Source organism: Pradoshia sp. Z6_59 (assembly GCF_058267515.1).
The window spans coordinates 1-24216 of the sequence record NZ_JBZCPP010000002.1; the positions used below are offsets into that span (position 1 = coordinate 1).

22 protein-coding genes, 1 other RNA gene and 1 pseudogene are annotated in these 24216 nt (G+C 36.9%); 9 read left to right on the forward strand and 15 right to left on the reverse strand.

Annotation, left to right across the window (positions count from 1 at the left end):
* The 5 genes from AC4D4B_RS02050 to AC4D4B_RS02070 all read right to left on the reverse strand — a co-directional run.
* Positions 1 to 2256, reverse strand: a 2256-nt coding sequence (locus tag AC4D4B_RS02050) for a SpaA isopeptide-forming pilin-related protein (RefSeq protein WP_490999058.1), incomplete at its 3' end; no start/stop codon positions are given.
* 258 nt (positions 2257 to 2514) lie between these two features.
* Positions 2515 to 2711, reverse strand: a non-coding RNA gene (ssrS, locus tag AC4D4B_RS02055) — 6S RNA.
* Positions 2712 to 2836: 125 nt separating this feature from the next.
* On the reverse strand, positions 2837 to 3724 hold the full coding sequence (locus AC4D4B_RS02060; RefSeq protein ID WP_490999059.1) for a TIGR01777 family oxidoreductase: 888 nt from the start codon (positions 3722 to 3724) through the stop codon (positions 2837 to 2839).
* Positions 3725 to 3797: 73 nt separating this feature from the next.
* The gene (locus tag AC4D4B_RS02065; RefSeq protein ID WP_490995395.1) at positions 3798 to 4670 is read right to left on the reverse strand and encodes an ATP-grasp domain-containing protein; all 873 of its coding nucleotides are present in this window, start codon (positions 4668 to 4670) and stop codon (positions 3798 to 3800) included.
* Position 4671: 1 nt separating this feature from the next.
* Positions 4672 to 5565, reverse strand: coding sequence for an ATP-grasp domain-containing protein (locus AC4D4B_RS02070; protein WP_490995396.1), 894 nt, complete (start codon positions 5563 to 5565; stop codon positions 4672 to 4674).
* 171 nt (positions 5566 to 5736) lie between these two features.
* Here AC4D4B_RS02070 and AC4D4B_RS02075 point away from each other — a divergent pair, with 171 nt between their 5' ends.
* Complete coding sequence (locus AC4D4B_RS02075) at positions 5737 to 6501, forward strand: YqcI/YcgG family protein (RefSeq protein ID WP_490999060.1); 765 nt, start codon at positions 5737 to 5739, stop codon at positions 6499 to 6501.
* Positions 6502 to 6562: 61 nt separating this feature from the next.
* Here the strand turns inward: AC4D4B_RS02075 and AC4D4B_RS02080 are convergent.
* Positions 6563 to 6745 (reverse strand): annotated as a pseudogene (locus AC4D4B_RS02080) (KGG domain-containing protein); the annotation flags it as partial.
* 327 nt (positions 6746 to 7072) lie between these two features.
* Between AC4D4B_RS02080 and AC4D4B_RS02085 the strand changes: the two are divergent.
* Genes AC4D4B_RS02085 through AC4D4B_RS02095 form a run of 3 tightly spaced genes read left to right on the forward strand, consistent with a single transcriptional unit; the run spans position 7073 to position 9819 of the window.
* Positions 7073 to 7750 carry a nuclease-related domain-containing protein gene (locus AC4D4B_RS02085; protein ID WP_490999061.1) on the forward strand — a complete coding sequence of 226 codons (678 nt, stop codon included), beginning with the start codon at positions 7073 to 7075 and terminating at the stop codon, positions 7748 to 7750.
* Between the two features lie 55 nt (positions 7751 to 7805).
* Entirely contained in the window at positions 7806 to 9290 is a 1485-nt protein-coding gene (locus tag AC4D4B_RS02090; RefSeq protein WP_490999062.1) for an FAD-binding oxidoreductase, read from the forward strand.
* Complete coding sequence (locus tag AC4D4B_RS02095; RefSeq protein WP_490999063.1) at positions 9283 to 9819, forward strand: hypothetical protein; 537 nt, start codon at positions 9283 to 9285, stop codon at positions 9817 to 9819. The genes AC4D4B_RS02090 and AC4D4B_RS02095 overlap by 8 nt, the downstream gene beginning before the upstream one ends.
* 16 nt (positions 9820 to 9835) lie before the next feature.
* Here AC4D4B_RS02095 and AC4D4B_RS02100 read toward each other — a convergent pair whose 3' ends face one another.
* From AC4D4B_RS02100 to AC4D4B_RS02110, 3 genes are all read right to left on the reverse strand, one after another.
* The gene (locus AC4D4B_RS02100; protein WP_490999064.1) at positions 9836 to 10510 is read right to left on the reverse strand and encodes an SOS response-associated peptidase; all 675 of its coding nucleotides are present in this window, start codon (positions 10508 to 10510) and stop codon (positions 9836 to 9838) included.
* Positions 10511 to 10584: 74 nt separating this feature from the next.
* On the reverse strand, positions 10585 to 11064 hold the full coding sequence (locus AC4D4B_RS02105) for a spore coat protein (RefSeq protein ID WP_490999065.1): 480 nt from the start codon (positions 11062 to 11064) through the stop codon (positions 10585 to 10587).
* A gap of 464 nt (positions 11065 to 11528) precedes the next feature.
* Positions 11529 to 12089, reverse strand: coding sequence for a phosphatidylglycerophosphatase A family protein (locus AC4D4B_RS02110; RefSeq protein ID WP_077247956.1), 561 nt, complete (start codon positions 12087 to 12089; stop codon positions 11529 to 11531).
* 136 nt (positions 12090 to 12225) lie between these two features.
* Between AC4D4B_RS02110 and AC4D4B_RS02115 the strand changes: the two genes are divergently transcribed.
* The 3 genes from AC4D4B_RS02115 (at position 12226) to AC4D4B_RS02125 (ending at position 13982) form a co-directional block, all read left to right on the forward strand.
* Positions 12226 to 12957, forward strand: coding sequence for an alpha/beta hydrolase (locus AC4D4B_RS02115; RefSeq protein ID WP_490999066.1), 732 nt, complete (start codon positions 12226 to 12228; stop codon positions 12955 to 12957).
* Between the two features lie 78 nt (positions 12958 to 13035).
* Positions 13036 to 13551, forward strand: a complete 516-nt coding sequence (locus AC4D4B_RS02120) for a 2'-5' RNA ligase family protein (RefSeq protein ID WP_490995404.1) — start codon at positions 13036 to 13038, stop codon at positions 13549 to 13551.
* A 5-nt stretch (positions 13552 to 13556) separates the two neighbouring features.
* On the forward strand, positions 13557 to 13982 hold the full coding sequence (locus AC4D4B_RS02125) for a GNAT family N-acetyltransferase (protein ID WP_490995405.1): 426 nt from the start codon (positions 13557 to 13559) through the stop codon (positions 13980 to 13982).
* A gap of 110 nt (positions 13983 to 14092) precedes the next feature.
* On the opposite strand, the gene AC4D4B_RS02130 is transcribed toward AC4D4B_RS02125, so the two are convergent.
* Positions 14093 to 14380 carry a hypothetical protein gene (locus AC4D4B_RS02130; RefSeq protein WP_490995406.1) on the reverse strand — a complete coding sequence of 96 codons (288 nt, stop codon included), beginning with the start codon at positions 14378 to 14380 and terminating at the stop codon, positions 14093 to 14095.
* Positions 14381 to 14535: 155 nt separating this feature from the next.
* Between AC4D4B_RS02130 and AC4D4B_RS02135 the strand changes: the two genes are divergently transcribed.
* Positions 14536 to 16848 (forward strand): UvrD-helicase domain-containing protein, encoded by a 2313-nt coding sequence (locus AC4D4B_RS02135; RefSeq protein WP_490999067.1) that lies wholly within the window; start codon positions 14536 to 14538, stop codon positions 16846 to 16848.
* A gap of 63 nt (positions 16849 to 16911) precedes the next feature.
* Here the strand turns inward: AC4D4B_RS02135 and spoVIF are convergent, their stop codons facing one another.
* Positions 16912 to 17169 (reverse strand): sporulation-specific transcription regulator SpoVIF, encoded by a 258-nt coding sequence (gene spoVIF / locus AC4D4B_RS02140; protein WP_490999068.1) that lies wholly within the window; start codon positions 17167 to 17169, stop codon positions 16912 to 16914.
* Positions 17170 to 17358: 189 nt separating this feature from the next.
* Positions 17359 to 17517, reverse strand: a complete 159-nt coding sequence (locus tag AC4D4B_RS02145; protein ID WP_066101369.1) for a YjcZ family sporulation protein — start codon at positions 17515 to 17517, stop codon at positions 17359 to 17361.
* A 171-nt stretch (positions 17518 to 17688) separates the two neighbouring features.
* Between AC4D4B_RS02145 and AC4D4B_RS02150 the strand changes: the two genes are divergently transcribed.
* A complete protein-coding gene (locus AC4D4B_RS02150; RefSeq protein WP_490999069.1) occupies positions 17689 to 18375 on the forward strand; it encodes a GNAT family N-acetyltransferase in 687 nt (228 codons plus the stop codon).
* A 420-nt stretch (positions 18376 to 18795) separates the two neighbouring features.
* Here AC4D4B_RS02150 and AC4D4B_RS02155 read toward each other — a convergent pair whose 3' ends face one another.
* The 3 genes from AC4D4B_RS02155 to spoVAD all read right to left on the reverse strand — a co-directional run bounded on the left by AC4D4B_RS02155 (position 18796) and on the right by spoVAD (position 24215).
* Entirely contained in the window at positions 18796 to 22548 is a 3753-nt protein-coding gene (locus tag AC4D4B_RS02155; protein ID WP_490999070.1) for an AAA domain-containing protein, read from the reverse strand.
* A 271-nt stretch (positions 22549 to 22819) separates the two neighbouring features.
* Positions 22820 to 23176 carry a stage V sporulation protein AE gene (gene spoVAE, locus AC4D4B_RS02160; protein WP_490995411.1) on the reverse strand — a complete coding sequence of 119 codons (357 nt, stop codon included), beginning with the start codon at positions 23174 to 23176 and terminating at the stop codon, positions 22820 to 22822.
* Between the two features lie 22 nt (positions 23177 to 23198).
* Complete coding sequence (spoVAD, locus tag AC4D4B_RS02165) at positions 23199 to 24215, reverse strand: stage V sporulation protein AD (protein ID WP_490995412.1); 1017 nt, start codon at positions 24213 to 24215, stop codon at positions 23199 to 23201.
* Position 24216: the final 1 nt, after the last annotated feature.

Consider the following 24216-nt stretch of genomic DNA (forward strand, 5'->3'; position numbering starts at 1 on the left):
GGTTCCATATGTGAGATTTTCAAATTTAACCAAGCCATTTTCATCTGACACTGCTTGAGTTACCGGCTCTCCCTCGCCTTTTTCATTATCGAACAAACCAAATATCGCTCCCTGCAATCCATGACCTGTGTCCTTATCAATTTTGGTAAATTGAATGGTTCCTTTTGACTCTTCTTTGATTGCTTCGTTTTCAAAGCCCTCTGTTAGCTCAATATCTCCATTTACTTCAATTGTCCTAATTTCTTTAGATAACTGATAACCTTCCGGTGCTGTGAGTTCTTTCACATAATAGGTTCCATATGTGAGATTTTCAAATTTAACCAAGCCATTTTCATCTGACACTGCTTGAGTTACCGGCTCTCCCTCGCAATTTTTGTTATCGAAAAGACCAAATATCGCTCCCTGCAATCCATCACCTGTGTCCTTATCAATTTTGGTAAATTGAATGGTTCCTTTTGACTCTTCTTTGATTGCTTCGTTTTCAAAGCCCTCTGTTAGCTCAATATCTCCATTTACTTCAATTGTTCTAATTTCTTTAGATAACTGATAACCTTCCGGTGCTGTGAGTTCCTTCACATAATAGGTTCCATATGTAAGTTGCTCAAATTTTACTATCCCTTTTTCATCAGATGTTGCTTTAGCCTTCGGCTCTCCCTCGCAATTTTTGTTATCGAAAAGACCAAATATCGCTCCCTGCAATCCATCACCTGTGTCCTTATTAATTTTGGTAAATTGAATGGACCCTTTTGACTCTTCTTTGATTGCTTCGTTTTCAAAGCCCTCTGTTAGCTCAATATCTCCATTTACTTCAATTGTTCTAATTTCTTTAGATAACTGATAACCTTCCGGTGCTGTGAGTTCCTTCACATAATAGGTTCCATATGTAAGTTGCTCAAATTTTACTATCCCTTTTTCATCAGATGTTGCTTTAGCCTTCGGCTCTCCCTCGCAATTTTTGTTATCGAAAAGACCAAATATCGCTCCCTGCAATCCATCACCTGTGTCCTTATCAATTTTGGTAAATTGAATGGTTCCTTTTGGATACTTGATTGGTTCGTCTTCAATTTTACCTAAATTTTGATAACTGCTATTTACTTCAATTGTTCTAATAGTATTAGATTGCTGATACCCTTCTGGCGCTTTTATCTCCTTCAAATAATATGTCCCATATGGAATATCCTTAAATTTGACGATACCATAACTATTAGACTCAGCTTCATACTTTGCTTCTCCCTCACCTTTTTCATTATCAAAAAGGCCGTAAATCGCTCCTTCAAGTCCCTTATCAGTTCCTTGTTCTACTTTAGTAAATATGATAGTTCCTGTTTCATTATCGTTATCATCATCCATTGGTAACTTTGCATTAAAAGGATAATGATGTAGTTCAATACTGCCCTCACTTGAATTTATAAAATCCTTTACTACAATGGTTCCGTTAATTTGACCCCATCCTGATGGAGTTAACGAAGCGTCTGGGGCCAAGATAGAGCCAACCATCTCAAAATTATTAATATCTAAATTGGTCAAATCAGGGAAATTCCAGAGGATTCTACTGCCATTAGAAGGTTCCAAATTTCCTCCATCTTTTTTCAGAGCATAATTCCCCATATTTAAAACAGTACCTGAGACATTAATTAAAACATCTGATGAATTTGGTACTACTAAATCAAGCAATCCAACGTTTCCTTTTGCAAGGTCTTCAGTGGTTAAGTTAAATATATTTAAATCTTGGTCATAACCTTTCAATGTCAAATTGGAACCATTTTTTTCAACAATTCCATTAGGAGTCAACTGTGACCATTTAGAAGATTTATAGGTTAAATCGTTATATACATCCTCAAAATCGATCAGTTCTGTTTTTAAATCTACCCTAAATGGATTTCCTTCTACATTATTATTGTGTTTCGCACTATGAAATTCATATGTAGCATCTATCCCAATGGCTGTATTCCCTTTAAAATTAGTAAAGTTTTGGGCGTAAAGTGAGTTTCCAACAATTAAATCGTAACGTTCTTTAGATTCCGTCAATTTGTCACCTATACCATAATTGGTATAATGAGCGTTATTCCCAACAGCAACTCTTCCTTCTGCATCGGAATTCATCTGGATGTGATCATTAAAAACAAAGATATTAAAATCATTCGCTACACCTAAGTTAGTGTAAGTGGTTGCAGCATCTGTCTGTGTGTTTGATACTGGCAGCCAAGAAATAAATAGCGAAAATATGATTGCATAAATAAACAGCTTGTTCTTCATTCTCATTCCTCCAAATATTTTGACATTAGAATTTGAACCTTTTCATCCACCACTTGATAATATATCAATATATTATTAATTTATTAATAATTTTATAAAAAATCAATAAATTATGTACTTATGTAATTTAATTAATTATTTTATTATATTATTTTAACAAAAAACCAACCCTTTACAGGATTGGTTTTAGTTGCTTATTGTATCTTGAATTGTGTCAATGGCATTAAAAAAAACCAATTCCTTATTGGAATTGGTTTTGATTAAGCCACTTTTGCCGTTACATATAAGAAAGTTTTAAACCACCACTTCTCCAAGTGGGTGTTCGCAAAAGCTTTTCTGCTTGTCCTCCAGGTCATATAGACAGAGGCTTGTCATTCCAGCCTTTATAATAAAACTCCCTATTACAGCTTAAAGGTTAAAACTTAAATTATGCATTACGTACAATGTAGCTCGTACTAAGTATAATACTCCTCGAATCGTTTAAATGCAATGGAGATGACTTCCAATAAATATATAATGTCTATAGCTTATCGGTTCTAAGAGGCACCAACACATCCGATATGGAGTTAATAAGATTAATTCATTTAATAATATCTTTTAGTGCATTTTCCAATCTTTTATATTTAAACATATACCCAGCTTGTTTAAGCCTTTCAGGGAGTACCCAACGACTTTTTAAAACAAGTTCCGGCTCCGTTCTAATCAGTACGGCACCTGATTTAAGCATCCACGCTGGTGTGGGGAGCCCAATTTTTCTGTTCATACTGTTACGTAGGTGAGCCATTAATTCACGATTTGTGACTGGATGAGGCGAGGAGCAATTAAATACTCCCACCAATTCTTCTCTCTCCTTAAGAAAGAGAACAATTTGAAATAAATCTTCAATATGTATCCAGCTAAACATTTGTCGTCCAGATCCCTGATAACCTCCAAGGCCAAATGTAACGAGATTTTTATACGGAGTCATTACTCCGCCGCTTTCCCCTAAAACGATTGCGATTCTTAAGGCAACTTGTCTTGTATGCGGTAACTCAAAGTTAAAAAATGTTTCTTCCCATGCTTTCGCAACATCAACTGAAAAGCCGCTTCCGATTTCTCCCTTTTTCTCTGTCATAGGTCGATCTTCCGCATGTCTGTATATGGTGGCAGTACTTGAATTAATCCACAAAGGAGGTGGAGCCGTACACTCAAGTAGCGCATTACCCAATATAGCTGTTGTTTCAGTTCTAGACATGACAATTTCTAGCTTATTACTGGTATTATAGCGGCAATTTACCGATTTTCCAGCCAAATTAACCAATAACTCGGCCCCTTCAAGCGCTTCCTTTATTTCACCATTATTATGCCAGTTAATATGTTCGTTACTTCTTGAAATGATCAGCACATCATATCCCATTGAATGAAACTGCTTCTCAAAATACTGACCAATAAAACCTGTTCCCCCAGCAATTACAACCTTCTTTCTCATCCACTCATCCCTTTACCTCATTTTTGTGAAGTGAAGTATATCACTAATATTTTATCAAATATTTTACATTTTTTTAAATAAAAGGATTATTTTGCGCACTGTCAACCATTTGTTTATTAATATACTTAAGATACAACTGCACAACATCAAAGTCATATTGTTGATAAAGCGTACGGGTACCTACTGCATCTTCTATTTCGTTAAACAGGAATTCTCCGTCCTGGCCGATGAGGAAATCGATTCCTACAAAGTCAAAATCAAATAACGTACCTATTTTATTTACTAATTTCACCTGGTTCTCAGACAAAGTATAACGCTCAGCTTTTCCGCCAAGTGAAAAATTGGATTTAAAACTATTGCTGGAATAACGTTTAACCGCTCCAATAATCTCTCTGCCCAGTACGAAGACTCGCACATCAACACCGGGATTATCACACATTTCCTGTAGGATAATATCCCCCTTATTAAGCTTCTCCATATGCTTAGTTAATTCTATTCTGCTATTTACTTTAAAAACATCGGTACCGCCATGGCCACTGTTGGTCTTCAAAATAAGTGGATAATTTAATAGCGACTGTCCCTCAGTGAATGAGATCGCCGTCTTCACAGATTTTATTCCATGGCTATTAATCAGTTGATGTGTTTTAGCTTTATGATTACAAATATCCGTCACCTGAGAATTGTTAAAAACTCTGCACCCCATTAATTCAAAATGAAGGCCTATTTGACTGTCTCGGGTGCGGTTAATAACGAAATCCGGTTGAAGCGAATTCCCATCCCTCATATAAACGGACAATCTTCCATTATCAATTATTAAACTCAGTTCCTCTGCAAATACAAGCTGGATATTAAGATTGTGCTGATGACTATTATTGATAAACTGATTGGCAAACCATTTATTTTTATCATAGTCCGCTCGCTTATAGATTAGTAAGCCTTCAAACATGTCACACCATCCGTAAAATATAATCGAAGATATGCTCAGTTACATCAATACCTGTACAATCATAAATATTTTTTATATGAGCATTTGAATTTACTTCACAAAGAATTGGTTCTTCCTCTTCTCCAAACAAAAGGTCTACTCCGCTAAAATCTGCTCCAATGATTTTACTTACCTTAATTGCCAGTTCTTCAAATTCTTTCGGTAGAACGTATTCATGCATGACCCCACCATTTGTCACGTTTGCTCTAAAATCTATTTCGGAAGTACGCAGCATGGACGCTACCACTTTGTCACCTACTACATGAACTCTTACATCTCTGCCTTTACTATTTTTTATGAATTCCTGATAAAGATGTGGGATTCGAAGTAGTTCTTTTCTCTTTTTCTCCAATTCTTCACGGGTTTGTACCAGGTACACCTGCTCACCAAAGGATCCATAGGCCTCTTTTATGACAATGGGATAGGATAATTCCCTTTCAATAAAATCAATAAATGAAGGATCCTTTTCTAATACATCTGTAAAACTCAGAGGGGAAAATATAGTCTTCGGTAATTTAAATGAATGATTAGCCAGTGCCTGGAATGTCATGATTTTGTTATCACACACTTCAATTACAGATGCCTTGTTAAACAATCGATAACCCATTTGTTCCAACTGATTCGCCAGACGTATATCCTTATCTAAGAACAAAATAAAATCCGGCTGTGCATATTGTCTCTCACTTTTAATAATGGTTTGATTTCCTTCGATAACGGAGAATACTTCCGTATTTTTGACTAAATCGAGAGTGATTCCTTTTTTTGCAGCTGACTCTTTATACCAATCATGGATCTCCATAAATTTTGGAGACAGCAAACTTCCATTATAAATTAACCAACCGTACTTTCTTTCCATTTTGAAGATACTCCTTACTATTCATTCGTTTGATTTATTATATCAAACCAGGGAGAATTGAAGAATTTCATAATTAATCTAATCGAACAAAGCAACCATTCTAATCATTTTCATATGATGAAATTATCCCTAATTGACACGTACGTAAAAATACATCAAGGAGTTTAATTTATGAACCATTTACTGATTAGTTCTGATTTTAAAAAGGGGAATCTTCTTCCGAGGTGGCTGAATGAGGCCTATGATTATTGGAATTCTACTGTCAGTGACAATCAATTTCCATGTCACTTTGGCATGAAAGCAGAGCGAGATGGTCTCCTCCGCTATACGTATTGTGAGAATCATAATTTTTCTAAGCTTCCACAAACACTTAGCGAGTTTCTCAAACTTTCCAGGAAGAACCCATCTATTCGGTATGCATTGGTTCTTTTCGTAGAACCTGAACTTAATCATCAGCATCTTGATTATGATTATTATAACGCCTATTTTTGGAATGTTTTATCCTATTTGCACGAACAGGATAATAAAGAATGGTCCAATGATATTCCTATCGATCCAGATCATCCCCATTGGGAGTTCGTTTTCAACGGAGAACCTATCTTTGTATCTGGCAATGCTCCTTTTTATCAAAATCGGATTACCCGAAATCTAGGGGATTGCCTAATCATGATTTTTCAGCCAAGAAGAATTTTTGCTGATTTATCTTATACCACTCCCCATGGCAGAAAAGCTATTGAGGTTATTAGGAAAAAAGTGGAGAAGATTGAAAATATGCCGTATCATCCAGATTTAGGTGGCTATGAGGATGTATCCAAGAGAGAGTGGAAACAGTACTTAATTACGGATGACTGTATCCCAATTAAAGAAACTTGTCCAATGAGGAATACTCTATTGTCATCAGGTAAAGGAAATCAGGAAAAGGAAAAACCATGCTAAATCAGCATGGTTTTTCCTTGATTGCTTATAGTATTATCAGATTTCTGATGAAGGTTTAATCGTTGTTTGCGCGGGCTTTACCGCCTTTTTCACCAATCTCTTTATAGAAGTCTTTATCATGATTTTTTTTGGTGGCTTCTCCACCCTTTTCGCCAATTTCTTGGTAGAAGTCCTTATCATGATTTTTAGCTGTAGCTTCTCCGCCTTTGCGTCCTGCTTCTTCTCTAGACATTTTGTCTGCCATTAATAATCGCTCCTTTTTAAGAAATTATTTTGTTGCTTACACTACTATATTTATCCTCTTTTAAAAGATAAAAACATAATTACACGTATTTAACCTTTTTGTTATTCTCTTGTTATGCGAACTTCATGTTTAAAATCGAAGTAATAGTTTCAGTCGTTAAAAGTTCCTAGAATTTCATGTATTTCTCTTACTAGCAATTTGTAGTCAACACGTTTCCTTCTCTAATTCCTCTCTTCTATTTTTTACCATATAGTAGTATGATTGTACTGCAGTTTACTATATTGAACGAACAATTTAATCAACCTATTAGAAGGAGGTCAAGGAAACATGATAGTAGTCATTATTCTTTTTTTATTTTTACTAATGTTGTTAATTGAAAAATTGAAGTATGAAAAAAGCACCTATAAACAAGAAACGAATAACTCCTTTTTAAAAGTAAGGTTTAATACGGGATTATATGGCGAATACCTAATCGTCAGAGTTTTAGATAATCTGAAGGATTTCCACAGAATACTGGTTAATGTTTATCTTCCTAACGGTAAAGGCGGTACAACTGAAATAGATGTAGTCCTTATTCACACGTCTGGTATCTATTCCCTGGAATCAAAAAATTACAGTGGTTGGATATTTGGTAAGGAACAGGATCATAAATGGTGCCAAGTCCTGCGTGGAGGCAAGAAAACATTCTTCTATAACCCCATTAAGCAAAATCGCACCCATATTAAAGCATTGCAAAGAATACTCCCTGCCATTCATGAATCAGCCTTTAAATCCACCATTGTATTCAGCGAACGATGTGAGCTAAAAAAAATTGCAATTCAGTCTTCAACTATCAAGGTCATCAAAAGGGGAAAATTGCTTCAATCTATACAATCTGATTCGGATCATGCTCTATCCGGATCACAAATTGAATCTACCTACGCTTCCCTTAAAGGCTATACACAAGTTAATGATCATATAAAGCAAACTCATATTGAGGATATCAAAAAGAAATATAAATCCTAACAATAACGAAGGTACTTTACATTTGCGAAAAAATCTTTACAGGAGAACTACAAAAATGATAAGAAGGATTATTATAAAACCTTGGTTCCTCGGTCTTTTTGTAATTATTTTAGCTATTGGAATTGCGTGGAATATACCGCTTGAAAAACGAAAATACGGCTTGCTACAAGGTGGATTAATGACCGATTATACAGGTCTGCTTCCTGAACGAATCGACCGGATTGAACAAATAAGGGACCGTGATGAAATACAACGCATTATTAAAGAAGCCAATCAAAATGGCAGACATATTTCGATTGCAGGCTTACAGCATTCCCAGGGTGGTCATACATACTATAAGGATGGTATTGTCCTGGATATATCATCCTTCAACCGTATTTTAGAGATTGATAAAGAAGCAAAAACAGTCAAGGTGGAAAGCGGTGCAACATGGGAGGATGTCCAGAAGAGATTAAATCCACTGGGGCTTGCCTTAAAAGTGACTCAATCCCAATCTATTTTTACAATTGGCGGCTCGTTATCTGTAAATGGCCACGGGAGGGATATTCGTTTTGGTCCCATGGCTGATTCAGTCAAAGAAATGACCTTGCTAACCCCTACCGGAGAAATTAAGCATCTCACTAAAAATGACCCAGAAAGTTATATGAAATACGTTCTTGGTGGGTATGGGTTATTTGGTGTCATTTTAGATGTAACTTTACATGTTACCGATAACACCGTTTATACGATTAATTCTGAAAAAGTCATAACTAAAGATTATGAATCGTATTTCACTAATGTTCTAGAGAATGAGAAATTTGATATGCATTATGCCAGAATAAGTGTGGCACCAAAATCATTTTTAGATGAGATGTATGTCGTTAATTATGAAAATACGGGACAGATTAATCATGTCACCCCTTTAAAAGGTGAAACAGGGGTTAAAGTAAGCAAAATGGCATTAGATCTCGCACGCAAAGGCGGAAGAATGGAAGATTTCTTTTGGAAAACACAGGGAGTATATATGAATTCTCTGAACGGCAAAGAGATTACAAGAAATAACGTTATGCGTTCTGAATCTACTTTTATGGAATTTACGAAGCCGGGTCGAGTAGAAATCTTACAGGAATTCTTTATACCTCTTCACTATTATGAGGAGTATATGGATGAATTGAAAACCATCCTTAATCGTAATGATCAGGACGAAGATTTCAAGGTCCACAATATTACGGTCCGCTATGCGGCAAAAGATTCTGTCACAAGCCTGCCATACGCTAAAGAAAATATGCTTGGATTAGTAGTCTTGATCCAACACGGATTAGAAGATAAGGAGATTTTGAACGCCAAGAAAATGATTCAAAAATGGACGGACCTCACCTTAAAATACGACGGCACCTATTATCTTCCATATTATCCTTATCAAACAAAGGAGCAATTCCAATTGGCCTATCCCGATTCGGATAAGGTCTGGAATGAGAAACGAAAGCATGACCCTAACGAAGTGTTTGTGAATTTATTTTATGATCATTATTTGAAGAGAGCGGATGACGGCCATGAATGATAAATATTTACGCAACATTCCATTGATGGTTACGGTTGGACAGGTTGTCATTTTACCTTACTACACCATCTGGTTAAAAGAGGCAGCCTATAGCTATACACTATTTGCGTGGTTGTTTGCGATTTTTTCCTTTTCATCTGCCTGGGGATATCGCGTTTACCATAACAACCCTACTCGTTCAAAGCCATATATCCCATACATCTACATCGCTATGGGGCTTGTCTATTCAGGAGTAGGAATCAACAAGCTGCCAACCGAATACCTTCCCTATATGGCTTTATTTCTTCAAATATTCCTTGGATTTTTGCAAGGGTATTTTAAAGCCTGGCATATCCAACAAAAGGTTTATTCTCTGCAAGCAACCCAGCAATATTTAATAGTTGGGTTTATCATGATTGGATTATCTTTTATCAAAGTGGTGTCACCTTTTATTTTTCTTGGAATATTTGGTTTTGTTCTGCTATGCAATGGTATCGTCTCTCTGGTATATGGTTGGAAAAAACACGAAAACACCATTAATAAATACTGAGAGAAAATTTACATGATCAACATATTCTTTGAATTAAGTGCTCCGAATTATTTTTAGGTGAATTTACATCAGCACTTACTTCAAAAGCTTCCATTAATTCAGGATTAAACGGACGTAAATATTGTTTTAGTAAATGGGAATCATGAATCTTTGGATCCAGCCACTTTTGTTCATCCTCCGGGTTAAGAATAACTGGCATCCGGTCATGTATGGAAGACATCAATTCATTGGAGGACGTTGTAATAATGGTACACGTATAGACTGCTTGTCCTTCTGGTGAATTCCATGATTCCCATAAACCTGCCAATCCAAATGGCTCTCCGCTTTTCAATTTAATCCGCATCGGTATTTTTCTTTCAGGCGTTTGCTTCCATTCATAATAGGAATCAGCCACAATTAAACAGCGTTTGTTTTGGTATGCTTTTCGAAAACTTGGTTTTTCTGCAAGTGTTTCTGATCGGGCATTGATCAGCTTATATCCGATTTTTTCATCCTTTGCCCACGATGGGATCAATCCCCATCTCAAATAACCCAAACGATTTTTGGATCCATCATTAATCACGGCAACAATTCTATGAGACGGGGCAATATTATAACTAACTTGGTAATCGACCTCATCAAAGGCTGACTCTATATGAAATCGTTCCATAATCGTTTCAAACGTTGAAAATAATGTGAATCTGCCACACATATGTATCACCTCATGGCCATTATAACAGTTTTATTTCAGGATCCAAAAAGGCACCCGGCCAGGTGCCAAAGCTTTCAATATTTTTTTGCAAGAGCTTTATTCGCGTTGTTTACATCGTTTTTAATCAAAGCACTTAAATCATATGCGGGATACATATTATTCTTATACATATAGTTAAATACCTGGCTATGCAAATCAATCATTCCATTAAGTTGGTTTGTTAATGTCTTTTTTAAAACAGGCGTAGCCGTTTCGGTGATCGCTATCGAATAATTTCGGATTAATGTCTTTGTTAAGCCTAATAAATTTCCTGCAAAAAAGCTGGCGTCCGGTTGTTCTCTTTCATCCTCTTCCCTTTGCGGTGCTCTTGGAAAGTACTCCAGCAACTCTTTAATATATCGTTCCAAAACTTTAATTGTAGTCAAATATAAATTTTTTAACTCCTGATTTGGTACATCTCTGACCTTCATTTTCAAGCCTATTAATGCATTTGATGCAAATGCCACTAATTCATGCAATTCAAGCGTTTCATGATATGCCAATGTATTAGCCAAACAACATCCCCTCCTTCATTCCTTCATAAAGAGTATATGATTGCCAGGCTTGTCTCTTTCCTTTTTTTTATCTTGGTAAATATACTCTATTTTCAAAGTTCATTAAACGGATGATTTTTAATAATGATTAACAACTTCAACAAAAAACGAACATACGTTTCTTTTTTATTGAATAAGAAACGTATGTTCGTATATAATAAGAATAGGAGGTGAAGATAAGTGAATGATTTACTTAGGAGCATGAGAGAACAAATTCCCGTTGATATCATCTATGTTTCCAATAAAAATATATTTACAAAACGACGTATTCTAGTTAAATCAATGGGTGATCAACTGATTCGCGCCTATTGTTTTAACCGCAAACTCTATCGAACATTTAAGAAGGAACAAATCTTATCTACACAACTTGTTTGTCGATCACAGCGGTCCTCATAAAAAGAAAAAGAAGAGGTTTCCCCCTTCCCTTAACCAATCATTTCTTCATGATCAATATCTTCAATTTCATCCTCGGACAGGGATTCCTCTTTATCACGCAGACGATGAGCCAATCTGGAAGCAGCACTTGCTGCAATCGCAGCGACCAAATCATCAAGGAATGTATTTACGCCTCTTCCCTCTTTCTTCGTATCTAAATATCGGATAATCCCCAATTTATTCTTATCCAGGTGACCAAATGTTGTCACACCAATACTTCCATAGCCAAGCACAGCTCCTAAGGCAATGGTTTCATCCACGCCAAACAAGGACTCATCAGATTCTACAATGGACTGTAACGGCTCTGACAGCATTCCCTTTTCTGCCAATCGATCTAATTCAATACCTACAAGAAGGGCATGCTGAATTTCACGTTTCATCAGGACACGTTCTATACTATATATGCATTCATCCAGAGTTAAATTATCATTATAAGGGAATTGCATTTCATAAACAATTTCAGCGATTGCTTCGAGTGTAACACCTCGACTTTGCAAGGCAAGTTTAGCAGCATTTGTCACTGTTTTACTATGTACACGTTTTTTAATCATATCTCTATTACTCCTTTTTACACTTTCATCCATTATACCATCAGAATCTTCATAATAGCACAAATCTACTGATTATTATATACAAGTCAGATTATGCTAAAATATACCTGAAATAGAATAACAGGGGGTGAGTTCATTGGCATTAAAAGCCGGAAAAATTAAGGGTGTATCTTTTAACAGCAAGGAATTAAATGAGGAAATCGAACTTCTTGTATATTTACCTTCAACCTTTTCCCATCTGTATAAGTACTCCGTCCTGATTGCACAGGATGGTAAAGATTATTTCCAATTAGGCAAAATTGGACGAGCTGCAGATGATCTTTTAGAAAGGCAAGAAATAGAAAATATAATCATTATAGGTGTCCCTTATAAAAATGTTGAAGATCGCTGGAATAAATATCATCCTGACGGCCCTAAGCATACTGCCTATAAAAGGTTTCTTGCGCATGAACTTGTTCCATATATTGATGCCGAATATCCGACCTACCAAATGGGGCTGAGCCGCGCCCTAATCGGAGACTCCTTGGCAGCTACTGTTTCATTAATGGCAGCTATGGATTATCCTAATACATTCGGCAAGATTGCTTTGCATTCTCCACTCGTAAACGAGTCCGTACTATCAGCAGTGGAGACTTTTCAGTTCCCACATTTAACGCAAATTTACCATACGATTGGAAGGAACGAAATAACAGTACAAACATCTAAAGATGGGCTCATAGATTTTGTACAACCTAATCAGGAACTTAACTCGCTTATCGAAAGCAAAGGTTTTCCAGTCTTTTACGAGGAGATTGATGGAGACCATACGTGGAGGGCATGGCAGTCAGATATGAAGAGGACACTTACCTGGCTTTTCCACAGGACATAATTAGCAAGGAAATTTTTTTGAATATTTGCTATAATAGAGTAATATCTAATTTTACAAAATAAGTCAGGGGGTTCTTACATGAATTTTGGAATTGCTATTTTCCCTTCAAAAAATTTTCAAGACATTGTAAACTCATATAGAAAGCGTTATGATTCACATTACTCTCTTATATCTCCTCATGTCACATTAAAATCTGAATTCACAGCCACAGATGAGCAAATCAAGGAAATTTCAGCAAAACTCGAGGAGATTTCAAACAAACACCAGCCTTTTACGTTAAAGGTCTTAAAAGTAAGCACCTTCGAACCAGTCAATAATGTGATTTATTTAAAAATTGACCCTACTCCCGAATTAATTGCTCTTCACGAAGATTTTCATAGTGATATTCTGGGCAAAGATAAAAAATACAAATTTGTTCCGCATATTACTATTGGTCAGGATTTATCTGACAAGGAACATAACGATATTCTCGGACAACTGCGTCTCATGAAATTCGAACACGAAGAAGTAGTTGATCACTTCCATTTACTCTATCAAACTGAAAATGGGTCATGGAAAGTATATGAAACATACCAATTAAGAAAGGACAACTGATCACGATGGACATCAAGATTGTATCAGAACAAAGAGAATTGGATAAGGTATTTTTGGTACGTACTAAAGTCTTTGTAGATGAACAAAATGTACCTGAAGAAGAAGAAATTGATCATTTAGAAGAGGAATCTACACATTTTCTCGTAACAGATGATGAAGGTAATCCAGTAGGTGCCGGACGTTTTAGAGTGGTTGATAGCTACGGAAAAGTCGAAAGGATTTGTATCGTACCAGAGTTCCGTTCAAAAGGCGTAGGTAAAGATTTAATGAATGCCATAGAACAATATGCACTTTCTAAACAAATTGAAATCCTTAAACTAAACGCTCAAAACCAAGCGATTCCTTTTTATGAAAAACTGGGTTACTCAGTTATATCCGATGAATTTTTAGATGCGGGCATCCCACATCACACTATGAAGAAGCACATTTAAGACTGCAGCCGACTGCAGTCTTTATTTGTTTATACCCATAAACACAAAAGGAAAGCAGCGTATTTTGATAGGCTGCTTTCCGCATGTATAGAATGCTTTTAAATGTCTGTTTAAATACTTTCATTAACAAATTGGCCGACCCCTGTCACTTCAGTAACAGTTTTTTCAACTATTTCTGTCGGCACAAAATTTTTGTTAATGCGATCAGATGAAACTCTATAATCGTCTGAATTATCTTCCCTGTCAAATGAATCCCGTTCATTATTTTTGCGATGGAATCTGATTGGCTGTACGGGCTGAAAGCGAGAGATCATATTTTTAGTCAGTTTCTCCGCTGCGATCGTTCTGTTCGTGTACTGTATGTATTCGTATTGCGTGATTGGACTTATGTACCCCATCCCTTTTCCACCTCACTTTTTTATCCTTTTTTTACATTTATTACCCACTTTTTAAGGGAATAAAACTACTATCCTCTTTTGTAATATATGATTCGATTTGATAAGATGATATTTGTCTGTCGTTTTTAAAATTTTTTATATAAATGAGGAATATGATGAAAACAGCTAATTGGAAAAACGAATCTATCTCTTTACTTACTTGGCCCAAGGAGGCATTTGCTCGTATTCATGAAGCTGGAAAAAATGGTGAACTCGGGTGTACTCATTGTGGTCAGCCTGTTTATATGTATCTTGGAATTCATGAAGAACCATATTTTATTCATCGTGATTCTTCACGTCCTCCTTGTGTGGATAAAACTGAGAAAACGAATCTGGCAGTGAATGAAGCTTCAGTGGAATACGGAGGATTTCGCCTACCGCAATCCAGGTCCATTACCAATTGCTCGGATGAAACCATCTGGCAAGGTCCAAAGTCCATTACAAATCTGCCATCCTATAATGATAAACATCTTCCAGGGGTGAACAACAATCATCCATTCATCGGCATTATGAGTTCAAACGGCTGGTTATTGGATGATCAACAAGCAGATGCTGTCGTAACAGATGCAAGACATTTACTCGTTCTTGCAGGAGCAGGCAGTGGGAAAACCCGTGTTTTGACTGCTCGGACAGCTTTTTTATTATTAGAAAAACAAGCTGATCCCAAATCGGTGATGCTCGTTACATTTACATCTAAAGCTGCAGCTGAGATGAAAAGCAGGCTACAGCAAATGCCTGGTGTAACTCCCTTTATGCTGCAGCATGTATTTACCGGTACCTTCCATTCCATTTTTTATCGAATTCTTTTACAACATGAACCTCAAAAATGGCATTCAAGTAAATTGATAAAATTTGATGGAGAGAAAGAATATGTCCTGAAAATAGCTGCATCAGAATTAGGAATCGATGAACGCGAATTCGCATTTGATCAAGCCTTACAGCAAATCAGCAGATGGAAAAACGATCTATTATCTCCTCTGGATGTTCATCCTGCTGACGATTGGGAAGTCAGTTGCCAGGAGCTTTATAAAAAATACGAATCCTATAAAGAAATAAATAATAAATTCGATTTTGATGATATGCAAACAGGCTGTTATCAACTTTTGAAAGAGAATGAACAAATTCTTAATTTTTATCGAAACCGGTTTAGACACTTTTTAATCGATGAGTTTCAGGATATTAATAAGGTACAATATGAGATTGTTAAACTACTTGCTTCGAATGCAGAGTCTGCTTGTTTCGTAGGTGACGACGATCAGGCAATATATTCATTCCGCGGCAGTGATTCTGCTTTTTTACAGAACTTGAAGCTTGACTACACTTATCTCGAAACCATTATCTTGTCAGCTAATTACCGTTCTGGCCATAAAATCATTCAAACAGCCAATAAAATTGTTTCGCAAAATAAAACACGAACGCCCAAAAAGATGGTCGCTACACATGACCAATCACCATCTCCGGTTTTATTTTATCCATTTGATGAAGAATCTGAGGCAATCATGATTATGACCGACATTACCGAAAAAATAAGGCATGGAGCTAACCCGGAAGATTTTGCAATTCTTTATCGAACCAATACAATGAGCCGTGCTATTTTTGAAAAGCTCGCATCTTCAAGTCTTCCATTCCGTGTGGATTCTGACTATGATTCCTTTTATACAAGAAAGACTGTGCGCAGTATTTTGGCCTTCATGAAAGCAAGCATAAATCCAGATGATCCGGGAATGCTGCAGGATCTATTACCGCCGCTTTATTTGAAAAAGTCGGCAGTTCAGGATGCTAAAGCTCTATCCATCCTGAATGATTGCACTTTGCTCGAGGCACTTCGATTTCTCAATAATTTAAAACCATTTCAAATGCGAGCAATAGATAAAGCTGTCTCTGTCATCCATTCGCTTAAAGATTTGTCCCCATCAACAGCTATCGAGATGATTGAAAAAGAACTCGGTTTTGGAGCCTACCTCAAAAAGCGGGGGAATGAAGGAAATAAAATGGACAAAGGGTCAGATGATATTAAAGATGTGAAAATTGCTGCAAGACGCTTTGATACGGTGCTGGACTTTATTCTTCATGCGGATCATATGACAGCCATGGCAAAAGAGATTAAATCAATGTCTAAGAAAACAATAAATGCTATCCAACTAAGCACCATCCACCGTTCAAAAGGACTTGAATATAAATATGTTTATATTCTTGGCTGCGTAGATGGAAACATGCCGCATGATTATGCCCTGGAATCTTGGCGTGACGGTGACAGGAAACCTATGGAGGAAGAAAGACGTTTATTATATGTAGCGGTAACACGCGCCTGCTCGGGATTATATATTTCCGTACCGGAAAATAGACGTTCAAAACGGGCAAGGTCTTCCCGTTTCTTAACGATTTTAAAAGGGGAGCCATCATACAAAGAAGAACTGCTTACCAAATAACCGAGTAATACAGATCGGCATTCGGAATCAAATGTTCTTCATATGTAAAGGTGGCTCCTTTACTCATTTTTTATTATTCATCATATTGGCAATTGTATTAAAATCTAATGATTTCCCATCCTTAATGATGGATTGTACCAACTGGTCCTCTACATCCCTCGGCACAGGTTTGTTTGCAATTTGCGAAACCCTCTTAATGACATTGCGGACTGTTTTTTCATCTTTAAAATTTGCATTTTGTAAGGAATTAGCCAGCTCCATTACATCTTTCATATTTACGCCTGTTTTCTTTTCCATATTTTTAAAGAATCCATTATCCATAATTCAGCCTCCTTATCGTTACTGCTATCATATGAATGAAAATAAGAAAGGTGTGACTCAATTCTCTATGCAAAAAAAGGGATTCAGTATAGACTGAAATCCCTTTCTTTCATTTACTAATTGTAAATACTTAATTAACAGTAGGGCATAGAAGAGGTTTTAGGTCTCTTCTATGCATTTCAATTATTATTAGCAGAAGCTAGCGCCAACAATAATTAACAAGATAAATAGTACAACGATTAGTACGAAAGTAGAACCGTAGCCACCGCCGTAGCTACCACCACCGCCGTATCCATAGCCGCCACCGCAGCTGCTTCCGCCGCCGCCATATCCATAACAACCAAACATGTAAGTCACCTCGCTTTCGCTTAGTACACTCATAACATATGATAAAAGTGTTTCCTCGGTATGGGCTAATCTCCATTTAAAAATACCCAAATATTTAAATCGGCAATAATACCTTGAATTACTGTAAATATATCTTTTACACTAAAAGAAAACAGTAAGGAGTCATACACAATGGCTATAGAATGGAAGGAAATAACAGACCTAGAGGATGGACTGTTAAAGAAAGCATTATTTTTATATCATGATTGCTTTCCTGAATACGTGCGTGAAGATGAATGCGTATTTTACGAGTCCATCAGACAACATGATAAAAACACACCAAATAAATTCCATTTTTTAGTTGGAATTGTAGACGATAGCGTAGTCTCCTTTTCAACTGCCCATTATTTAGCTGAAGTAAATAGCGGTTATATTGTTTATATAGCAGCCGATCCGAAAGAACGCGGGAAAGGCTTGGGGAAACATACACTTTTACAAATGGAAGAGTTACTTAAAGATGATGCATTACAGGCTGGACTCCCATCCTTAAAGGGAATCTTCCTCGAAACCGAAAGAGAAATGGATGCAGAGAACGCAGAAGAATACAAAGAGAGCGTAAATCGCCTTCAATTCTTCAATCATCTTGGCTTTTCACCTATAAAAGGATATCAATATGTCCAGCCACCCCTATATACTGGACAAACTCCGGTGCCTTTATATCTCGCATTTAAAAAGTTAACTCACGGAGAAGATATTAATTATGATCAAGTTGTTAAAGCAATCTATCATGAAAAATATCATAAGATGAATAAGATTTCCTCATCTGTACTTGATGAATGCATAAAGTCTCAGAGGAAATTATCGGAAACAAACCAATAGTGGAAGCCAAAAAGAAGCTTCTTTTTGGGCATAGGTACTTGAAAGGTGTTCGGTAGGTGTTTGATAGTAGAGCTTTCCTCGGGACTTCACACACCTTTCACACACCTATCCCCCGGTATAGACCAGGCATAGGTGCCTCATAGGTGAGGCATAGCTGCTTTCCTCGGGACTTCATACACCTTTCACCCACCTATACCCCGGTATAGCCGGGGTATAGGTGCCTCATAGGTGGGGCATAGCTGCTTTTCCCAGGACTTCATACACCTTTCACCCACCCTTTACACACCTATCACCCGCCTTTGACCCACACACAAATACCCCAGCAATCGCCGGGGTATTGATGTTTAATAAAATTCCAGTTTAAGTGTTAATACCAGACTTTTCATCTGTCAAACAGCAATAATAAGCAACCTGGATTAATCAAATTTCACTAACTTTCTTCTTTAATTCTTCGTTTCTTAATAGTTCTTTCACTTTTTGATCCATTCTTTCGATTTCCTGAGCAGGGGTTTTCCACCAGTTTCTACTCCAGATTCTTTCTATTGTCCATCCTCGGCTTTCAAGGAATCTTTGACGATAGATATCTCGTTCTTTTGCATTGGCCGAGCTATGGTACATCGCTCCATCACATTCAATTCCCATTATATATTTGGAGGAATCATTAGGATGGACGATGGCCATATCGATTCTGTACCCGGACATTCCTACTTGTGTGTGGACTTCATACCCTAAATTTCTTAATTGATTATAGACCTGTTCTTCAAAGGGGGAATCAAAATGCAGTGCCAGTTCTTGTACATGTGTATTTACGTTATCGTTGATTTCCTGAACAACCGACTGTATTTCCTCCCTGTTAGTACGTGAGACAGCTCTTACATATTTTAAATATGATTTAAGAAGCTTTGGTCCAATTTGTGCTGTGCCCGCAACATTCAGTTCTTCCGGCTCGATACTAGAAACTACAATAATACGTTCCTTTGCTCTTGATACGGCTACATTCAATCTATTTTCTCCACCATATTGGTTAAGCATTCCGAAGCGATTGTAGACCTTTCCTTCTTCATTCTTAGCATAACCTATAGAGAAAATAATGATGTCACGTTCATCACCCTGAACATTTTCAATATTTTTCACAAATACTCTTTCATCCAGTTCTTTTGCCATCACTTGATTATAAGCAACATTGAATTCTTGATCGCTTGCAGCCGATTTTTCAATGATATCCAGTATTTTTGTTTGCTGTTTGGCATTAAACGTAATGATACCGACAGTTTTATCGGGCTGTTTAATCAATGTTTCTTTTAATAGTCTATATACCTCAAGTGCTTCTACTTCGTTTGATTGATTGATCCATCTGCCATTCACTTTTTCCCATTGGATAGCCGGAGGATCTTTTAAAGGCTCGACATTGGGAGCAATCTGAACATGTCCATTATAAAAAGCATGATTAGAAAAGTTAATGAGTTCCTCAAATTTCGAACGATAGTGCCACTGAAGAATCTTTTCTGGGAACCTTCTTTTCGCTAGATTTAATAAACTTTGCGATTCATCAACATCATATTCCTCTTCATCATCTTCATTTACAAAAGATGACTGGAACATATTAAATGGCGGCAATTGCTTTTCGTCTCCAGCGACAATTAATTGTTTTGCTCTAAAAACGGCTGGAAGACCGCATTCTACTGTACATTGAGAAGCTTCATCGAAAATCACCAAATCAAATAACTCATCATTTAACGGGAAAATCGAGGAAACTATTTCGGGTGATGCCAACCAAACCGGCATTAAATCCACAAGACCCTTCTCAGCAAATTCATTCACCAATTTGCGCAGTGGCCAAATCATCCTCTTTTTCCCTGCCTGATGTTTAAGATCTCTCATTTCCCTCGGGTAAGCTTTCTTAAGCTCCTCGACTGATTGAGTCAATTGATGAATTAAATATTGGTTAGCAACCTCTCTTTTTCGGTCAACCAGTTGACTAAACTTTTCCCGGATCCTTGAAAATTCGCTCGTTGAAATCTTCTTAACTTCAGGATATTTATTTTCCGTTTCATCAATCCAATGAATATATGCCGAGTTTTTAAATAACTGGACCCAATACTCCGGTAGAGCTTGTTCAGAGGCAGGACTTTTCATGCTGAGTTCTTGAATAATCTTCTTCGTAACCTCTGAACACTCTTCCCAATATGAATCCATTTGCTGCAAATCCTCAAAGTCTTGATGAATGTACTCTAATAATTTATTTAATTCCTGTAATGGAATGTCTCCATCCGCAATTCTGCTTTGATAATTTTCGATCATTTTCTCATCGAAATATTTTTTCAGCTGGTTGATTTCATCAGACATTTTCTTTGTTTCTTTACCTAATTGATTCATGATTATAAGGGCTTGCTTAATTTTGATCCAGTCTGCAGAACTTGTTCCTTTAAATTTCCCACCCTCTAATAACTCTTCGATAATTGCTTTACCTGAAAAAGAGGTCCACCACCATATTCTCAAGCCTTGCAATGTCCTTTTGCCAGTACCCTCTAAATCAGGATAGATACTATCTAACTTGTCTCCTACCAGCCATGTATACGCAGGTGTGATTTTTTTGTAATCTAAGGAATCCAAATACTCAAAGGCGTTCTTTGCCTTCACAATTAAATCATTCAGAAGTTCTACCAGGTTCAGTTTATCTTTAATGGAAAATGGAGCGAATGATTTACGCTTTTTCAATTCGTAAGACTCGCTGCCGAATCGCTCGTACCATTCTGCATAACTGTAGATTTTTCCGCTAATCTCATCTAGTACATCTTTATTTAACTCACTTAAGACAGGTTTTAAATTTAGCATTTTGTCCATATGATCTAATGGTGTTGCTTTTCCGTATAAATCATATAAACGATACCCAAAATCCTGGTACTCATAAAGCCCCTTCGCAATACCATTTAATAGCTTTTCATGGGTAAACAAACTATTTGATGTAGATTTTAAATCTTCAAGTGAGCGTTCAAATAATACTCTATTAGTCTCAAGAACAGCACTTATTTTATTATAAAGTGGTTTTCGATCAGTTTTTTCATCATGCACCAAAGCTATATGATTGGATAATCTCAGCCCATCTAAGCGTTGGTATACTACATCAAGAGCAGCCCTTTTCTGACAAACGACTAATATTTTCTTTCCCTGACTAAGTGCGTCTGTAATTAAATTCACTATAACCTGAGATTTCCCTGTTCCTGGCGGTCCGTGAACAACAATCCCTTTCTTATATCTTGCTTCTTTTAATATTTCCTCCTGTGACCCATCCGTAACAAGTAAATTCAGTATATCCGGTTCTTCAATAGTCTGATTATCTTCATTGTTTATATCTTCTGCTGACTCAAACTCTTGAGGCTCTATCAATTCACTGACTAACGATGATAGATTAGCGTCCTCTGAAAGGTCTATTAAAGCATCAAAGTCTTTAACTAGTGAAGAACCACCTTGTGGAAAGTTCCCGATAATCGCATTTTCCAATAGTACGATTCCAGTGGCTTCAGGAATTTCTTCCCTCTTATATTCTTTTAACTTTGTGAGTCCTTCATTAGAAAATGAAAGATTAATATCATGTGCTCGGAAGAAAGTATCCCATTTTTCCCTATCATAAGACTTAGCTATTTCGGCAGCCTCTTCGAAAAAATCTTCGGTAAACTGGACACTATTTAATTTCTTAAACGCCAAAAATAAGGTTCGATTAATCTGCGGACCACCTTCTTCCACACGAATAATCCATCTCTGTGTATTTACCTTACTTTTTTCTAATCGAATTGGATATAAGAATAGGGGAGCCTGAAAAAAAGTCCTATCAGAGAGGCTTCCTGATATAAAGGGGTAGCCTAAATAAAAGTCGTGAATACCTGTTTCTTCTTCAATTCCTTTTATATTTCGCAATAAATCTGTGAGTTTTTTCGAAATGACCATTGAATCGTCATTCTCTATTGTCGGCTTAAGTAACGTGATTTCACCTTTAGACTGCATGACGATTTTCTTTACTATAGCTTCACTGATTTTTTCATTATTGGTTGATAACTTATCTAATTCAGTTAAATCAAAACTCCATTTATTGTAGATCTTCAATAATCTAATGGAGCGATTACGACGACTAATATCATTCAATTTATCTCTCATATGAATTAGTTTTTCTTTCACCGTTTTACCTTCTTTCCAGATAAAAAATTCTACACCGCAAAAAGGAAGAGCATGCGCCCTCCCCATAACTTATTGTTTTCATACAGAATATATTCAACGGAAATTGAGTCTTGATCTTCTAAGCAGGTATTAATTTTCAATTTTATAATACCATGAAAATGGAATTTTTCTTCCGAGTTACATAAATTACCATTCTCACATTCAACATGCTGTTACTAGCCCTCTCAACATGAAGAATCCCCTTAATCAAAACTTAAGGGGTTCTCTTTCATTAACCTTTTGGTTTGAAAATCAAGGCTGCAATAAATCCAAAGACAATCGCTGCCGTTATGCCTGATGATGTAATTTTAAACATTCCGGTTAGCACACCAATAAGACCATGCTTATCTGCTTCCTCTAAAGCCCCGTTTACAAGCGAATTTCCAAAGCTTACAATTGGAATAGAAGCCCCGGCACCTGCAAAATCCAATAACGGTTCATACCATCCAAGACCACCCAATATAGCTCCAATGACAACAAATGTCGAAAGAGTATGGGCAGGTGTTAATTTTGCTACATCAAATAAAAGCTGTCCAATCACACAAATAATGCCTCCTACAACAAAGGCCCAAAAAAACATTGCCAGCATATATGCTCCTCACTTTCAAGCGCTATAGTCTTTCAATAGCAACTGCATGTGCTATACATGGAATGGACTCACCTTGCTGGAAGGTCAACGGAGAAAGAAGCGCTCCGGTTGCTGCCAGTAAGATTCGTTTATATGTACCCTTTCTCATTTCATTAAGTAAATGGCCATATAGAACAGACGCAGAGCATCCTGCACCGCTTCCACCTGATTGTACGGGTTGATCATCTTTATAAATCATTAAACCGCAATCCTTAAATTTTTCTTTGTTTAGCTTTAGGCCCTTTTGCTCCAGTAAATCAATCGCTGTGTTATGACCGATTTTTCCAAGATCACCTGTAACAACAAGATCATAATAATCCTCGTCAAGGTTTAAATCCCTGAAGTGATGATAAATCGTATCTGCAGCAGCAGGTGCCATCGCGCCTCCCATATTAAACGGATCCTTTAATCCCATATCAATAACTTTACCAATGGTTGCACTTGTTACTACGAGCTTACTTTCAGAAGAGTTATCATTTTGCTCCACTAAGGCAACTCCCGCTCCGGTTACAGTCCATTGGGCAGTTGGCGGTTTTTGACCGCCATATTCTGTTGGATATCTGAATTGCTTTTCTACGGTTGTATTATGGCTTGAGGCACCAGTTAATATCTTGTTGGCACCGCCATAATTAATTATAAAAGATGCCAATGCCAAGCCTTCCATAGTTGTTGAGCATGCACCAAACAGACCAAAATAAGGGATGGCCAATGTCCGGGCTGCAAAGCTAGTAGGCGTGATTTGGTTAATTAAATCTCCCGCAAAGAAAAATTGAATATCACGGGTTTGCAGTTTCTTTTTATCCAAAGCCGTCTGAACAGCTTCCTCAATTAATACACGGTTCGCTTTCTCATATGTTTTCTGATTTAGCCAAAGATCATCATGAATAATATCAAAATCATCAGCCAAATGGCCATTGCCTTCAAAAGGACCGACAGCTACGCCTGTAGAGGAAATGACAGGATGATTATGCAGCACCCAGGTTTGTTTACCAGTTAGCATA

Bases quoted from the DNA above. Each gene is read 5' to 3' on its own strand.
- AC4D4B_RS02150 (WP_490999069.1), top strand. From the start codon at position 17,689: ATGGCTATAGAATGGAAGGAAATAACAGACCTAGAGGATGGACTGTTA.
- spoVAE (WP_490995411.1), bottom strand. From the start codon at position 23,176: ATGCTGGCAATGTTTTTTTGGGCCTTTGTTGTAGGAGGCATTATTTGT.
- AC4D4B_RS02110 (WP_077247956.1), bottom strand. From the start codon at position 12,089: ATGATTAAAAAACGTGTACATAGTAAAACAGTGACAAATGCTGCTAAA.
- spoVAD (WP_490995412.1), bottom strand. From the start codon at position 24,215: ATGCTAACTGGTAAACAAACCTGGGTGCTGCATAATCATCCTGTCATT.
- AC4D4B_RS02145 (WP_066101369.1), bottom strand. From the start codon at position 17,517: ATGTTTGGTTGTTATGGATATGGCGGCGGCGGAAGCAGCTGCGGTGGC.
- AC4D4B_RS02100 (WP_490999064.1), bottom strand. From the start codon at position 10,510: ATGTGTGGCAGATTCACATTATTTTCAACGTTTGAAACGATTATGGAA.
- AC4D4B_RS02125 (WP_490995405.1), top strand. From the start codon at position 13,557: ATGGACATCAAGATTGTATCAGAACAAAGAGAATTGGATAAGGTATTT.
- AC4D4B_RS02090 (WP_490999062.1), top strand. From the start codon at position 7,806: ATGATAAGAAGGATTATTATAAAACCTTGGTTCCTCGGTCTTTTTGTA.
- AC4D4B_RS02120 (WP_490995404.1), top strand. From the start codon at position 13,036: ATGAATTTTGGAATTGCTATTTTCCCTTCAAAAAATTTTCAAGACATT.
- AC4D4B_RS02065 (WP_490995395.1), bottom strand. From the start codon at position 4,670: ATGTTTGAAGGCTTACTAATCTATAAGCGAGCGGACTATGATAAAAAT.
- spoVIF (WP_490999068.1), bottom strand. From the start codon at position 17,169: ATGGATAATGGATTCTTTAAAAATATGGAAAAGAAAACAGGCGTAAAT.
- AC4D4B_RS02070 (WP_490995396.1), bottom strand. From the start codon at position 5,565: ATGGAAAGAAAGTACGGTTGGTTAATTTATAATGGAAGTTTGCTGTCT.
- AC4D4B_RS02135 (WP_490999067.1), top strand. From the start codon at position 14,536: ATGAAAACAGCTAATTGGAAAAACGAATCTATCTCTTTACTTACTTGG.
- AC4D4B_RS02060 (WP_490999059.1), bottom strand. From the start codon at position 3,724: ATGAGAAAGAAGGTTGTAATTGCTGGGGGAACAGGTTTTATTGGTCAG.
- AC4D4B_RS02085 (WP_490999061.1), top strand. From the start codon at position 7,073: ATGATAGTAGTCATTATTCTTTTTTTATTTTTACTAATGTTGTTAATT.
- AC4D4B_RS02130 (WP_490995406.1), bottom strand. From the start codon at position 14,380: ATGGGGTACATAAGTCCAATCACGCAATACGAATACATACAGTACACG.
- AC4D4B_RS02095 (WP_490999063.1), top strand. From the start codon at position 9,283: ATGAATGATAAATATTTACGCAACATTCCATTGATGGTTACGGTTGGA.
- AC4D4B_RS02075 (WP_490999060.1), top strand. From the start codon at position 5,737: ATGAACCATTTACTGATTAGTTCTGATTTTAAAAAGGGGAATCTTCTT.